At 34.4% G+C, this 14,730-nt stretch carries 14 protein-coding genes; 8 read left to right on the top strand and 6 right to left on the bottom strand.

Translation table 11 applies throughout. The features are described from left to right. Positions 1 to 4: 4 nt before the first annotated feature. Both EIG86_RS12295 and EIG86_RS12290 read right to left on the bottom strand, forming a co-directional pair. Complete coding sequence (locus EIG86_RS12295) at positions 5 to 1,372, bottom strand: TolC family protein (RefSeq protein WP_127846479.1); 1,368 nt, start codon at positions 1,370 to 1,372, stop codon at positions 5 to 7. Further along, entirely contained in the window at positions 1,369 to 1,974 is a 606-nt protein-coding gene (locus tag EIG86_RS12290; RefSeq protein WP_127846478.1) for a TetR/AcrR family transcriptional regulator, read from the bottom strand. The genes EIG86_RS12295 and EIG86_RS12290 overlap by 4 nt, the downstream gene beginning before the upstream one ends. Before the next feature lie 250 nt (positions 1,975 to 2,224). Between EIG86_RS12290 and EIG86_RS12285 the strand changes: the two genes are divergently transcribed. From EIG86_RS12285 to ctlX, 3 genes are read left to right on the top strand one after another with little or no spacing between them, the layout of a single operon-like run. After that, positions 2,225 to 2,905, top strand: coding sequence for a peptidoglycan DD-metalloendopeptidase family protein (locus tag EIG86_RS12285; protein WP_127846477.1), 681 nt, complete (start codon positions 2,225 to 2,227; stop codon positions 2,903 to 2,905). 42 nt (positions 2,906 to 2,947) lie between these two features. Beyond that, complete coding sequence (locus EIG86_RS12280; RefSeq protein WP_127846476.1) at positions 2,948 to 3,859, top strand: dimethylarginine dimethylaminohydrolase family protein; 912 nt, start codon at positions 2,948 to 2,950, stop codon at positions 3,857 to 3,859. Position 3,860: 1 nt separating this feature from the next. After that, positions 3,861 to 4,790, top strand: coding sequence for a citrulline utilization hydrolase CtlX (gene ctlX, locus EIG86_RS12275; protein WP_127846475.1), 930 nt, complete (start codon positions 3,861 to 3,863; stop codon positions 4,788 to 4,790). Positions 4,791 to 4,867: 77 nt separating this feature from the next. Here ctlX and recQ read toward each other — a convergent pair whose 3' ends face one another. Then, the gene (recQ, locus tag EIG86_RS12270; protein ID WP_127846474.1) at positions 4,868 to 7,054 is read right to left on the bottom strand and encodes a DNA helicase RecQ; all 2,187 of its coding nucleotides are present in this window, start codon (positions 7,052 to 7,054) and stop codon (positions 4,868 to 4,870) included. An 89-nt stretch (positions 7,055 to 7,143) separates the two neighbouring features. Between recQ and EIG86_RS12265 the strand changes: the two genes are divergently transcribed. From EIG86_RS12265 to lptB, 5 genes are read left to right on the top strand one after another with little or no spacing between them, the layout of a single operon-like run. After that, entirely contained in the window at positions 7,144 to 8,106 is a 963-nt protein-coding gene (locus EIG86_RS12265; RefSeq protein ID WP_127846473.1) for a KpsF/GutQ family sugar-phosphate isomerase, read from the top strand. A gap of 6 nt (positions 8,107 to 8,112) precedes the next feature. Continuing rightward, complete coding sequence (gene tatC, locus EIG86_RS12260; protein WP_127846472.1) at positions 8,113 to 8,952, top strand: twin-arginine translocase subunit TatC; 840 nt, start codon at positions 8,113 to 8,115, stop codon at positions 8,950 to 8,952. Then, positions 8,949 to 9,311: a carboxymuconolactone decarboxylase family protein gene (locus tag EIG86_RS12255; RefSeq protein ID WP_127846471.1), complete on the top strand. Its 363-nt coding sequence runs from the start codon at positions 8,949 to 8,951 to the stop codon at positions 9,309 to 9,311. Before tatC ends, EIG86_RS12255 begins: the two co-directional genes overlap by 4 nt. A 22-nt stretch (positions 9,312 to 9,333) precedes the next feature. Further along, complete coding sequence (locus EIG86_RS12250) at positions 9,334 to 9,993, top strand: hypothetical protein (RefSeq protein WP_127846470.1); 660 nt, start codon at positions 9,334 to 9,336, stop codon at positions 9,991 to 9,993. A 1-nt stretch (position 9,994) separates the two neighbouring features. Beyond that, positions 9,995 to 10,750 (top strand): LPS export ABC transporter ATP-binding protein, encoded by a 756-nt coding sequence (gene lptB, locus EIG86_RS12245; protein WP_127846469.1) that lies wholly within the window; start codon positions 9,995 to 9,997, stop codon positions 10,748 to 10,750. 22 nt (positions 10,751 to 10,772) lie between these two features. Here the strand turns inward: lptB and EIG86_RS12240 are convergent, their stop codons facing one another. From EIG86_RS12240 to EIG86_RS12230, 3 genes are all read right to left on the bottom strand, one after another. Then, entirely contained in the window at positions 10,773 to 12,029 is a 1,257-nt protein-coding gene (locus EIG86_RS12240) for an asparagine synthetase B (RefSeq protein WP_127846468.1), read from the bottom strand. A 16-nt stretch (positions 12,030 to 12,045) separates the two neighbouring features. Beyond that, positions 12,046 to 13,590: a replicative DNA helicase gene (gene dnaB / locus EIG86_RS12235; RefSeq protein WP_127846467.1), complete on the bottom strand. Its 1,545-nt coding sequence runs from the start codon at positions 13,588 to 13,590 to the stop codon at positions 12,046 to 12,048. 163 nt (positions 13,591 to 13,753) lie between these two features. Continuing rightward, complete coding sequence (locus tag EIG86_RS12230) at positions 13,754 to 14,710, bottom strand: acetyl-CoA carboxylase carboxyltransferase subunit alpha (RefSeq protein WP_127846466.1); 957 nt, start codon at positions 14,708 to 14,710, stop codon at positions 13,754 to 13,756. Positions 14,711 to 14,730 lie beyond the last annotated feature (20 nt).

The following is a 14,730-nucleotide window of genomic DNA, read 5'->3' as shown; positions in this document are numbered from 1 at the left end:
GGGTTTAATTTTCTGCATTTTGTATTGGTGTATTGATGATTTTTTCGATTTCTGCTTTTGAATTAATAATGTCCAACATGGCTTGTAGCAATTCATTTTGTGCAGTATAAAGTTGTTGCTGCGCTTGTCTTAGCTCAAAACTTGAACCTACGCCTTCTTGAAATTTTACTTGATTTTTGTGCTCTATGCGCTCAGCAAGTCTCAAATTGTCTTTTGCCAGTTCGTAGTTGTCAATAGCGAATTCAAAATTGCTTTTGGCGCTATTCAGTTGAAGTTTGATTTGGTTGATGGCTTCCGTCTTTTGCGTTTCAGCTTTTTCCATTTCAATTCTTGCTTGCTGTGTTTTGGCTGAACGTTGCAATGAACTAAAAATTGGAATATTTAAGCTTACACCAATGGTAGAAAATTCAAACCAGTCTGCTCTAGAACTAAAAAATTCAAAATTGTTGCCAAAACTAGTTTGACCATAATTGGCAAAAGCTGAAAGACTTGGCAATGCTTTACTTTTTTCAAGTTTCATCTCCAGTTCTCTTTGTTTTACTAAATTATCTGCGATTTTGTAATTGATGGTGTTTTCAACTTTTAGGTTTTCTGTAAGAAGTTCAGCTTCCAAAGCTTGTCTGTCGGCTAATTTTTCAAAATCTTCTAGCAATTCAACTTTTGCATTTATAGGCAATCCCAGAACCATATTTAAGCTTTCTTTCGAAATGTCTCTCATTCGTTTAGCGTTATTCAACTGGCTTTTCAACTGCTGTGTTGTGATTTGCAGTTGTTCTACATCTTCTTCTTCAGCTAAGCCGTTTTCAAAAGTTTTTCGAGTTTCTCTTAAATTTTCTGTAGCGACATCTAGATTTTTTTCAATAATTCCAATTGAATTTTTACTAAGAAGCACATTTCCGTAGGCACTGATGACATCTTTTCGAACTTCCAGTTTGGTGCGCGTTTCTTCGTTGTCAGAATATTCTAAAAATGTTTTTGCTGCCTGTAAAGCCACAATATATGAACCGTCAAAAATCAGTTGATTCAGTGTTACCGATGCATTCATATTTTGTTTTGGAGTGAATTGGACAGGGACAAAAGTTCCTGGTTCTCCGCCGGTGATTTCACCTGGAAGCGGAGTTTGACGGATTATGGCATTGTATTCGTAACTTACGGCACCGTCGATTTGTGGCAAACCGTCAGCTGTTGTTTCCCATTTTTTCTTTAGCGCAATGGCGACATCTCGACGAGCATTAATCGTTGCATAACTGCTGTCAATTGCAAAATTTACTGCTTCCTGAAGCGTAAAACTGTATGTTTTGTCTGCGTCTTGTGCTTGAGTCGCTAGACCAAAACACAATATAAAAGTGAAGCTAAAAAATACTTTTTTCATTCTTCTATTTGTTTTTCTAGTTCTGATAATCTTAATTTTCCTTTCGTATCTACGATACTTCTTAAATGGTATTTCATAAATTCTTCGTAGAGTTGTTTGGGAGTCAATTCACTGTCTTTGAAAAGTTCTTCATCTTTCAGATTGAGCATTCCTGAAATATAAATTCTACAGACAAATACTTTGTTAATGTCATTTCTATAATATTTTTCAGCTAACCCACGTTCAATATTATGAGTTATGCAGTCTTCCATTTTACAAACTTGGGACTGCTTCAGATTAGCAAAAACTTTCGGATAATATTTCTGAAGTTGATATTGTGGCGAAGATTTTTGGTTTTTCATACGACGCATAATCACTTTCTTAATTTCGAACATTTCCTGAATCGGATCAAAGTTTTTTGAAATCACTTCGTCGATTTCTTGGTGGATTTTATCTCTAATAAAAATAGAGACATTTTGAACTAAATCCAGTTTGTTTGCAAAAGATTCATAAATTGTTTTTTTAGAAACCCCTAATTCGTTTGCGAGATCGTCCATCGTGACGCTTTTGAAGCCATACTCCAAAAACATTTCTTCCGCTTTGTTTAAAATTTTTTCTTTCATAATTACATGCAAAACTAAGTCGGAAACTTTAAATACAAAAAAAGTTTCCAAAGTTTTTAAATTTATTTAACGTTTTAGACTTTTCTTTTATCTGTTAGTAAGAAAATGAATTTACTTTATTGAAATTTGTTATTAGTAAGAGTCAATTTTTTGAAAAATAAACATTGAAAAATTCACTTTATTCTGAAAAAAATATTTTTTATTTGCTTTATAACTTAATTATTGCAGATTAATGAAAAATATTGAAAAGATGTTAACCAATCTTTCTGATGAATTCTCATCTATATTTGGAAAATCTGTTTCAGAAGAAAATTACATCCAAATTGATTTGTCTGAAAATCAATTGATAAAGTTGAATATTGATCCTTCAGATTCAGATCAATTATCAAATTACATTACAGAATTTTCAAAATCGAATGAAAACAAAATACCTTACGGGGGTTATTTAGAAAAAAGGAATTTATACCAACGCAGCAATCATTTTTCAAAAAATGCAGTTGAAAATCGGAATATTCATTTGGGTTTAGATTTTTGGGCCAATGCTGAAACTTCCGTGTTTTTACCTTATGCAGGAGCGGTTCATAGTTTTGCTAATAACAAGAACCTAGGCGATTATGGTCCGACAATAATTATGAAGCATGAAGTTTTGGGCGATGATTTTTATAGTCTTTACGGACATTTGTCAGAAGATTCTATTTCTGGGCTAAAAGTGGGAGACTACTTTGATAAAGGCACTGAAATAGCGAAGCTCGGCAAATACGAAGTGAATGGAAATTACCCGCCACATTTGCATTTTCAATTGATTGTGGATTTGCAAAACTACTATGGCGACTATCCAGGCGTAAGTACTTTGTTCGATTTAGGATATTACAGATACAATTGTCCAAACCCCAATTTAATTTTGAATATCAATAACAAAACGAAATTGTAAACGGCAAAGCTTTTGCGTAACTTTGCAAAAAAAAATAAAGTATTGAAACTTAATATAACGAACGAAACTTCAAGATTGAAAAGCGTGATTTTGGGAACTGCAAATGATATTGGTCCAAAACCAACTTTGGAGGAAGCCTATGATCCAAAATCCATGGAACATATTAAGGCTGGCACATATCCAGATGAAGTAGATATGGTTCAAGAAATTGAAGCTGTTGAAGAGATTTTGAAGAAATATGAGGTAAAAGTTCTAAGACCGAAAATCATTCATGAATACAACCAAATTTTTACAAGAGATATTGGTTTTGTGATAGAAGATAAATTCATTTGTGCTAATATCCTACCGGAACGCAAATTAGAAATTGATGCTATTCAGCACATTTTAGATCAGATTGATGATGATAAAGTCATAGAGTTACCAGATAATTGTCATATTGAAGGTGGAGACGTAATGCCTCATAGAGATTATATTTTTATTGGAACTTATCGTAACGATGACTATTCAAATTTCATTACAGCAAGGACAAATCCTAGAGCTGTCGGGGAGATCGAAAAGTTATTTCCGAACAAAACCATAAAATCTTTCAGCTTAAGAAAATCTAACACAGATGCCAAAGCGAATGCACTGCATTTAGATTGTTGTTTTCAGCCAGTTGGCTCTAAATATGCTATTCTTCATAAAAACGGGTTTTTGGAAGATAGTGAATACCAGTGGTTGGTCGATTTCTTTGGAAAGGAAAATATTTTTGAAATTACTGCTGAAGAAATGTATGATATGAATAGCAATATTTTCTCTATTTCTGAGAATGTTGTAATTTCAGATGCACATTTTACAAGATTAAACACTTGGTTAAAATCTTTAGGAATTACTGTTGAAACCGTTAAATATAGAGAAATTGCTAAGCAAGAAGGGCTTTTGCGATGTTCCACTTTACCATTAATAAGAGCTTGATATGAAACAAATCACAGATACTGTACTTATGATTCGTCCAGTTAATTTCAGAATGAATGAAGAAACGGCGGTCAATAATTACTTTCAGAAATCTACAGAAGAGCTGCATGCCAGTGTAAATGTGAAGGCACAAAAAGAGTTTGATCGGTTTGTAGAAAAATTAGAAAATGTCGGCGTCCAGGTGATTACTGTCGAAGATGTGAAAGTACAGGATACACCAGATTCAATTTTTCCAAATAATTGGGTGTCTTTTCACGAAAATGGAAATGTAGGTTTGTACCCAATGTTTGCAAGAAATCGAAGAAAAGAAAGACGTGAAGACATACTTGCTACTATTGAAAGCAAAGGTTTTGTAATAAAAAATATTGTAGATTATACTTCTGCTGAAACTGAAAATATTTTTTTAGAAGGTACAGGAAGTTTGATTTTGGATCGACCAAACCAAAAAGCTTATTGCGCCTTATCGCCTAGAGCAGACGAAGATTTGGTAATAGAATTCTGTGAAGATTTTGAGTTTACACCAATTATTTTCAACGCTTACCAAAGTTTTGAAAATAAGCGTTTACCAATTTATCATACCAATGTAATGATGTGTGTGGCAGAAGATTTTGCTGTGATTTGCTTGGACACTATTGATGATAAAAAAGAGAAAAAACTTGTTAGCGAAAGTTTGAAGTCTGATGGCAAAGAGCTTATTGATATTTCTGAATCGCAAATGAACAAATTTGCTGGTAATATGCTGCAAGTTCAAGGAAAAGATGATAAATATTTAGTAATGAGCCAAGCGGCATATGATGCTTTGGGAACACACCAAATTTCTAAAATTGAAAAATACTGCAAGATTTTAAGCATTGATTTGCAAACTATTGAAACACATGGTGGCGGAAGTGCAAGATGTATGCTTGCAGAAATCTTTCTACCTAAAGCTTAGTCTTTAACTTTTGAAAATAAATAATCCCCGATTTTAAATTTAAAATCGGGGATTATTTGTTTTGATTAAATATCTATTTAATTTGCTTCTTCACTTATAAATTTAATTCTATAAAGTCGTAGCTCTTCTTCATCATAATCACCATCAAACTCGTTAAGGGCATCATTTATATTGTCAGATTCTGCATCTAGAAAATAATCGTGAATATCTTCCTGCTGATCTTCATCTAGCATATCATCCAGCCAGTAATTAATGTTTAATTTTGTACCACTGTAAACAATAGCTTCCATCTCTTTAATAAACTGATTCATATCAAAACCTTTACCATGAGCGATATCTGTTAATGGTAATTTTCTGTCAATATTTTGAATGATATAAAGTTTATTAGCACTGTTTGCTCCGGTACTTTTAACAACTAAATCATCTGGCCTAACAATATCGTTTTCTTCAACATAATCGTTGATCAGTTGAATGAATTCTTTTCCGAATTTTTTAGCTTTTCCTTCACCAACGCCATGAATATTGATTAATTCTTCATGTGAAATCGGATACTTCAGCGCCATATCATCGAGAGATGGATCTTGAAATACTACAAATGGTGGAATATCTTTCTTTTTAGCTACTTTTTTTCTGAGGTCTTTCAACATTTTTAGAAGCTTCGGGTCCGAGCCAGCGTTTCTAGTAACTGGCGTATAGCTTGCAGAATCGCTGCTATAATCATGATCTTCAGCCATCATGAAACTTTCAGGGTTTTCTAAAAACTCTTCTCCTTTAGGTTGCATTTTTACAACGCCGTAAGATTCCAATTCTTTCTTTAAGTAGCCTGCAATCAGAACTTGTCTCAGCAAAGCTGTCCAATATGGCGGTTCTTTGTCTTTACCAGCACCAAAAACTTCTAATTTTTCAGCTTTATTAGATTTAATCAGGACATTGCTTTTTCCAGTTATAGTGTGAACTATCTCTTTAGATTTGAAAAGCTGACCGGTTTGTTTTACTGTTTTTAAAAGTAAAACAACATCATCTTTGGCTTCTTTCTTTTTCTTAGGAAAGCGAACATTATCGTCCATGTCACCACCTTCACCCGTTGCGGTGTCAAATTCTTCACCGAAATAATGCAGGATGAATTTTCGCCTTGAGATTGAACTTTCAGCAAAAGCGACGACATCTTGGAGTAGGGCATGACCAATTTCTTGTTCAGCAACTGGTTTGCCACTCATAAATTTTTCTAGTTTCTCAATATCTTTATAACTGTAATACGCAATACAATGGCCTTCACCGCCATCTCTCCCTGCGCGTCCAGTTTCTTGGTAGTAACTTTCTATACTTTTTGGAATATCATTGTGGATCACAAAACGGACGTCTGGTTTGTCAATTCCCATACCAAAAGCAATTGTTGCGACAACAACGTCTATTTCTTCCATCAAAAACATATCTTGATGTTTGCTTCTGCTTTTGGCATCAAGCCCAGCATGATACGGAACAGCTTTAACGCCGTTGACCTGAAGTGTTTGAGCGAGTTGTTCTACACGTTTTCTGCTAAGACAATAAATAATTCCGCTTTTCCCAGTATTCTTTTTGACGAATTTGATGATATCCGAATCAATTTCGCTTGTTTTGGGTCTTATTTCATAATACAGATTTGGTCTGTTGAATGAAGCTTTAAAAGTATTGGCATTAGGTATTCTGAGATTTTTCAGAATGTCTTCCTGCACTTTTGGTGTTGCAGTTGCCGTTAAACCGATAATTGGAATATCATCGCCAATTCTTTCTAATATATTCTTAAGGTTTCGATATTCTGGTCTAAAGTCGTGTCCCCATTCAGAAATACAATGTGCTTCATCTATTGCTAAGAAAGAAATTTTTTCTTGTTTTAGAAAATCAATGTATTCTTGTTTAGTAAGCGATTCTGGTGCCACGTAAAGCAATTTAGTTACCCCGCTAGAAATATCTTCCTTAACCTGCTTGACTTGTGTTTTGTTCAGTGAAGAATTCAGTACATGAGCAATGCCAGGATTGTCTGATAAACCACGTAAGGTATCAACTTGATTTTTCATTAAAGCAATAAGCGGAGATACGACAATTGCTGTTCCTTCTTTAATTAAAGCGGGTAACTGGTAACACAAAGATTTGCCACCGCCAGTCGGCATAATTACAAATGTATGTTGGTTTGATATAATGCTTTCAATTACTTTTTCTTGTAATCCTTTGAATTCATCAAATCCAAAGTATTTTTTTAATTCCTGATGTAAATTGATTTGTGCCAATTGAATCTTAATATTTTGTTTTATTTTACCTTTGCAAAATTAAATATACGCAATCTTTATAAGTTTGCAAGTCCTAAAACGCTATTTTTATGAACGATATTGCCATACAATCTGTTGCAAAAGAAACAATTTTAATGCAGGCTAAAGCTATAGAGCATTTAGAGTCATTGATTGATGAATCATTTTCAGCAGCAGTGCGTACAATTTACGAATCTAAAGGGCGTGTAATTGTTACAGGTGTAGGCAAAAGTGCCATTATTGCTAGCAAAATTGTAGCTACGCTTAATTCAACAGGAACTCCAGCAGTATTCATGCATGCTGCAGATGCCATTCATGGAGATTTAGGAACTATTCTTAAAGATGATGTTGTGATTTGTATTTCAAAAAGCGGTAATACGCCAGAAATAAAAGTCTTGGCGCCATTAATAAAGAATTTCAAGAATAAATTAATTGCACTTACAGGAAATAAAGATTCCTTTCTTGGAAAACAAGCTGATTTTGTCTTGAATTCTTTCGTGGAAAAGGAAGCTTGTCCGAATAATTTGGCACCAACAACTAGTACTACAGCACAAATGGTGCTTGGAGATGCACTTGCTATAAGTTTACTGAAATTGAGAGGTTTTTCTAGCGATGATTTTGCAAAATTCCATCCTGGTGGTGCTTTAGGCAAAACTTTGTATTTACGGGTAAAGGATATTACTTCACAAAACATGAAGCCGCAAGTTCAACCTGAAGCCTCGATCAAAGATGTTATTGTTGAAATCACCAAAAATATGTTAGGGGTTACGACAGTCATAGAGAACAAAAAAATATTAGGTATTATCACAGATGGAGATTTACGAAGAATGTTGACAGAAACTGATGATTTTACAAAATTGACAGCAAAAGATATTATGTCAAAAAATCCTAAAACCATTTCAAATGATTCCATGGCTATCGATGCATTGGAGGTTCTTGAAACTTACGATATAACCCAGTTAATTGCTCACGAAGAAGGAAATTATGCTGGTATCGTACATTTACACGATTTAGTGAAAGAAGGAATTATATAATATTTAATGGTAAAAAAGAAAACAAAGAAAAATCCAGATGAAATGTCATTTCTGGATCATCTAGAGGATTTGAGATGGCATTTATTACGCGCTACACTTGCCATTTTAGTTGGTGGAGGTGTTGCGTTTGCTATGAAAGATTTTATTTTTAACGACATTATTTTTGGGCCTAAAAGTGCTAAATTTTGGACCTATGAAATGCTTTGTAACATCTCTAAGTTTTTCAAACTCGAGGATAGCTTTTGTTTCACCGAATTGCCTTTTAGAATTCAAAGTAGAACTGTTTCGGGACAATTTAGTGCGCATATTTGGACATCGATTACAGCAGGTTTTATTATTTCATTTCCTTATGTAATGTATCAATTTTGGGCTTTTGTGGCACCAGGTCTAAAAAGCTCAGAACGTAATAATGCACGCTGGTTTATATTTATCACTTCTTTTTTGTTTTTTATAGGTGTGCTTTTTGGTTATTATGTCATCACTCCATTGTCAATTAACTTTTTGGGAAGTTATAGCGTTAGTGAAGAAGTTTTTAACGACTTTGATTTAAGTAGCTATATAGGACTTGTGCGTGCATCTGTATTGGCTAGTGGCTTGATTTTCGAATTACCAGTGATTATGTATTTTTTAACTAAAATCGGTTTAGTTACTCCCGAATTTTTAAAGAAAAACAGAAAATATGCTCTGGTTTTTATATTGATTATTTCAGCATTAATCACTCCGCCCGATATTGCGAGCCAAGTGATTGTTGCCATTCCAGTACTCATTCTATATGAAATTAGTATCTTCATCTCAAAAATTGTAATAAGAAAACAACGTAAAAAAGAAAAACAAAGACAAACATGATTGATTTAGTTGACGAATTTGAAGCCTACAGGGCAAAAATGAATGGAAAGATTTTAGAGGAGAATAATAAAGTACTTAAACGTATTTTTAATCTTGATACTAATTCTTTTGCCAAAGGCGCTTTGGATGTAAAAACCAAAGAATTGCTAGGTTTAGTCTCATCTTTAGTTTTACGATGTGATGATTGTGTAAAATATCATCTAGAATCTTCTTATAAAGAAGGTTTGAATAGGGAACAGGTTGTGGAAGCACTTAGTATTGGAACTTTAGTTGGTGGAACCATAGTTATTCCACACCTTAGACGTGCCTTTGAATATTGGGAAGCCCTTGAGGATAAATTTGGAAAAACAACCGAGTAAAAAGACCTAATTTTAGATTGATATGAAAGCCATACTGCCACTATTTGTTAGACTTATTGCTTATTGCGGAATAATGTTTTTAATTTCATTAGTTACCCAGTACGATTTTAGTCAAGGCGAACTCAAAGAGGATTCTTTAACTGAAATTTCTCAGGAAATTCTTGTGGGTTTAAGTGCCTTATTACTGCTGATTTTTGGAAGTAAAAACAAAGATTATAAGGTTTTTTGTTTTGCTTTATCCGGGTTCTTAGGAATTCATTTTGTTAGAGAATTCGATTTTTGGTTGAATACTCAGCTATTTGATAAAGCGTGGCAAGTTCTGGCCTTAATCATATTAGTTTTGGTGGTAGTGATGTTAATCAAAAACTGGAAAAAAATTATTTTGGAAACTGCATCAATATCTAAAACTTATGGATTTTCATTTTTCTTTTCAGGATTAATTATTTTGCACGTATTTTCCAGATTATATGGACGTAAAATTATTTGGATTGATTTGCTGAAAGAAACTCATAATAAATACGTTATAGAAGATGCCGGCGAAAAAGTTGTAGATATCAGAGAGTTTATGCGTCCAGTCAAGGATGCTTCTGAAGAAAGCATCGAATTGTTGGCTTATGCTATAATTTTTATTGGTGTGGTTGAAATTTTAATTCACACTTCAAAACAAAGAAAACTAAATTAGAATGAGTCAACACCAAGCCACATTAAAAGCTGAAAATTTAATCAAATCTTACAAAGGTGTAGAGGTAGTGAAAGGCGTCTCAGTGAAAGTTAGCCAAGGTGAAATTGTTGGTTTATTAGGGCCAAACGGCGCTGGAAAAACCACATCTTTTTACATGATTGTTGGTCTGATAAAACCAAATGGTGGTAAAATTTATTTGGATGATACCAACATTACAAAATTCCCAATGTATAAACGTGCTCAAAATGGCATTGGATATTTGGCTCAGGAAGCTTCGATTTTTAGAAAATTGAGCATTGAAGACAACATTATGAGTGTTCTGCAATTGACAAACCTGAACAAAGAAGAACGTGAGAAGAAAATGGAAGCTTTGATTAGTGAGTTTGGTTTAAATCACATTCGTACAAATCGTGGAGATTTATTGTCTGGTGGAGAAAGACGGCGAACAGAAATTGCAAGAGCTCTAGCTACAGATCCAAAATTTATTTTATTGGACGAACCTTTTGCGGGTGTAGACCCTGTTGCAGTGGAAGATATTCAGAAAATTGTGGCGCAATTGAAAGATAAAAATATTGGGATTCTCATCACCGACCATAATGTCCAAGAAACTTTAGCCATTACCGATAGAACGTATTTAATGTTTGAAGGGCGAATCTTGAAACACGGTCAACCTGAAGAGTTAGCCGAAGATGAAATGGTACGAAAAGTTTATCTTGGGCAAAACTTTGAACTTCGGAAAAAGAAAATTTTTAAGTAAAATTCTTCAGAAAAAATCAAAATCAAGTTTTCTGCTTTTTCTTTTCAGCAGCTGGAAATAAAATATTATTTAAAATCAACCGATAGCCAGGCGATTTTGGATGCAATTCCAATTCTGTTTTTGGATCGCCGACACGATGTTGGTAATCTTCAGGATCGTGACCACCGTAAAATGTAAAAAAGCCCTTGCCTTTGATGCCGTGAATATATCTGGCTTCGCCATTGACTTTGTTTTCTCCCATAATCAATACATTAGACTTGATTTGGTCGGGATTGAAAGCTGTAGTTTGGCCCATAAATCCTTTGACCAAAGCCGTGTGATTTTGACACAACATCGTTGGAATTGGATCCCATTTGGCTGAAAAATCCATTAAAGTGAAATAATCTTTCTCTTTAGGAATTTTACGACGACTGGTTAAATCTATAGAAGAATATTCATAAACATTTGGACTTTTTTCTAAAATGAAATCAGTAAATGCAAATGTTTTGCTATAATCTATTTTGTTTTGATAACCTGATTCGCTGGCATCGCCATCAAACATCGGTTCACAAATGTCAACGCCGTCTGCAGACAAAGCAATATCAAAAGAATCTGTGGCACTACACATAGCGAACATGAATCCGCCGCCAACAACATAAGATTTTATTTTTTTTGAAACTGCTAATTTAGCTTCAGAAACTTTATCAAAACCTAAACTTTTAGCTAGCCTTTCAGCTTCTTTTTTTTCTTCGATATACCAAGGTGCTGACCGGTAAGCGCGATAAAATTTTCCATATTGTCCAGTAAAATCTTCATGATGCAAGTGAAGCCAGTCGTAAAGTAAAAGTTCATCGTTTAGAACTTCTTTGTCATATACTTTTTCGTATGGAATTTCAGCAAATTCTAGAACCATAGTAACTGCGTCGTCCCATGGAGCGTTTCCTTGAGGTGTGTAAACCGCTATTTTTGGTGCTTTTTCGAGCATAACGGCTTCCATGTTCTGAGAAGGACTATTTATGCGGTTAAGGATTTCTCTGGATTCAGCATCAGAAATAATTTCAAAAGAAACCCCTCTAATCGTGCATTCTTTTTCTAATTTATCTGAATATGGCGTTAAAAATGAGCCCCCACGATAGTTCAGCAACCATTGAACTTTTTCACCATCATCCAACAACCAGTATGTGATACCGTATGCTTTCAGATGATTTTCTTGAGTTTCATAATCCATAGGAATCAAAATGAAATTTGCTTGACATTTCAATCCGAAACAAATTAAGAAAACGATTAACGTATATTTCATAATTATGTGTTTTAATTTAAAACGGCACCTCGTCTTCAGGATCGTTTGTAGGATTCGAGCTTGGTGAATTTCCGAAAACTTCTTCCGCATTTGGGAAGTTATTAGTGTCTGGTTTTTCGTTTTCATTCATACTTGAACCGATTTCAAAAGGCGAATTGAAAGTTTCCAAGTTTTCGAATTTACCAAGTTGACCGATAAATTTCAGTCTTATGTTATCTAAACCACCATTTCTGTGTTTTGCGATAATAAATTCAGCCTGTCCTTGCGTAGGGGATCTTTCGTCATCATCCCATTCTTCAATATCATAATATTCTGGTCGATAAATAAATGATACAATATCTGCATCTTGCTCAATCGCACCAGATTCACGCAAATCACTTAAAAGTGGGCGTTTGCTACCGCCACGTGTTTCAACAGCACGCGATAATTGGGATAAAGCTAAAACAGGAATACTCAATTCTTTAGCTAGGGCTTTTAAATTTCGTGAAATTGTTGAAATTTCTTGTTCTCGATTTCCGCCTTTTTGGCTTCCTCCACCGGTCATCAATTGCAAATAATCCACAACAATAAGTTTTATACCATGTTGTGATGATAAACGTCTGGCTTTTGCCCTCAAATCGAAAATTGATAAAGACGGCGTATCATCTATGAATAATGGTGCTTGTTCTAATGATTTTACTTTCACATTTAGCTGCTCCCATTCATGTTTTTCTAAATTTCCAGTTCTAAGTTTTTCTGAATTTAAACCAGTTTCAGAAGAAATTAATCTGGTAATCAATTGTACTGAAGACATTTCCAATGAAAAAAAGGCTACCGGAATATTTTGTCCAACCGCAATATTTCTTGCCATTGTCAGCGTTAATGCTGTTTTTCCCATACCAGGACGAGCGGCAATAATAACCAAATCACTAGGTTGCCAACCAGAAGTGAGCTTGTCTAAATCGTTGAAACCAGATGGAACGCCACTCAAACCTTCTTTATTAGAAATTTCTTCGATGCGTTTTTTGGCTTGCATAACCAAACTTTGTGCAGTTTCTGAAGATCTTTTAATATTACCTTGAGTAACTTCGTAAAGTTTGGATTCAGCGTGATCTAGTAGATCGAAAACATCTGTACCTTCATCGTAAGATTCCTCAATGATTTCATTAGAAATTTTAATTAAACTCCGCTGAATATATTTCTGTAAAACTATTCTCGAGTGAAATTCAATATGAGCTGAAGATGATACTTTTTGCGTCAATTGAATCAAGTAATATTCGCCACCACAAGCTTGTAGTTTTTTCTTTTGTTTAAGCTCTGTGGAAACCGTTAATAAGTCGATTGGGTCTCCTTTCTCAAACAGGGAAATTATGGCTTCATAAATGTTCTTATGCGCATCTTTATAAAAAACATCTGGATGCAAAATATCGATGACTTCATCAACACCTTTTTTATCGATCATCATTGCGCCAAGAATAACTTGCTCTAAATCAACTGCTTGAGGTGGTATTTTTCCTTTTTGCAGGCTGATGACGTCATTGTTAGAATTGGTTTTAGTAGATGTTTGTGTGGCTTTTTCCATGTCACGAATGTAAAAAAAAGGTTATGAAGTTGAGTTAAATTTAGACGCGTTAACACTGCTTGTTTATTAACAACGCATTGTGGATAACTTTATTTTTTTGTGGAAAACTAAAAAAATCCGAAATACGAAATTTCGGATTTTGATATGTTTATAGGCTTAGTGCTTACTTTTCGTTATAAACACCAATATCAATAAATTTCTGCATTCTCATTTCTATCAATTTGTCTGGGGATAACTTTTTTAATTCTTCGAATTCTTTCAAAATAGCTTTGCCAACGATTTCGAAGGTTTTTTCTCGATTGCTGTGAGCGCCACCAAGTGGTTCTTTTACAATTTTGTCAACAATTTTTAGTTTTTTCATGTCTGCTGCTGTCAACTTCAAGGCTTCTGCTGCAGTTTCTTTATGTTCCCAACTTCTCCACAATATTGAAGAGCAGGATTCTGGAGAAATCACAGAATACCAAGTGTTTTCAAGCATCAAAACTTTATCTCCAACGCCAATTCCAAGTGCGCCACCGCTGGCGCCTTCACCAATTATTATGACAATTACGGGAACTTTCAACTGGCTCATTTCCAAAATATTCCTTGCAATAGCTTCACCTTGTCCACGTTCTTCGGCTTCCAGTCCAGGAAATGCACCTGGAGTATCAATCAAAGTGACAATAGGGAGATTGAATTTTTCAGCCTTTTTCATTAAACGTAAGGCTTTTCGATAACCTTCAGGATTTGCCATCCCAAAGTTTCTGTATTGTCTAGTCTTTGTGTTGAAGCCTTTCTGCTGTCCGATAAACATGAAAGATTGTTCATGAATTTTACCTAAACCGCCAATCATAGCTTTGTCATCTCCGAAATTTCTATCGCCATGAAGTTCTAGGAAACTTTCCCCACAAATCGCTTTGATATAGTCCAAAGTATATGGTCTGTTTGGGTGTCTCGAAAGTTGAACCCTCTGCCAAGGTGTGAGATTGGCATAGATTTCTTTCTTTTTATTATCTAGTTTGAGTTTGATTTGTTGACAAGTTTCAGTCACATCAACCTCACTATCTTCGCCGATTTTACAGGCTTTTTCGTATTGTTCTTGAAGTTCCTTTATCGGTAATTCAAATTCTAAATATTCCATAATTTAGAGTTGTTTCTTTA

Origin of the sequence: Psychroflexus aestuariivivens, from assembly GCF_004010055.1 — a bacterium.
GTDB classification, from domain to species: Bacteria; Bacteroidota; Bacteroidia; order Flavobacteriales; family Flavobacteriaceae; genus Psychroflexus; species Psychroflexus aestuariivivens.
Note: the sequence above shows the minus strand (reverse complement) of the source record. Positions and strands in the feature narration are given on the sequence as shown.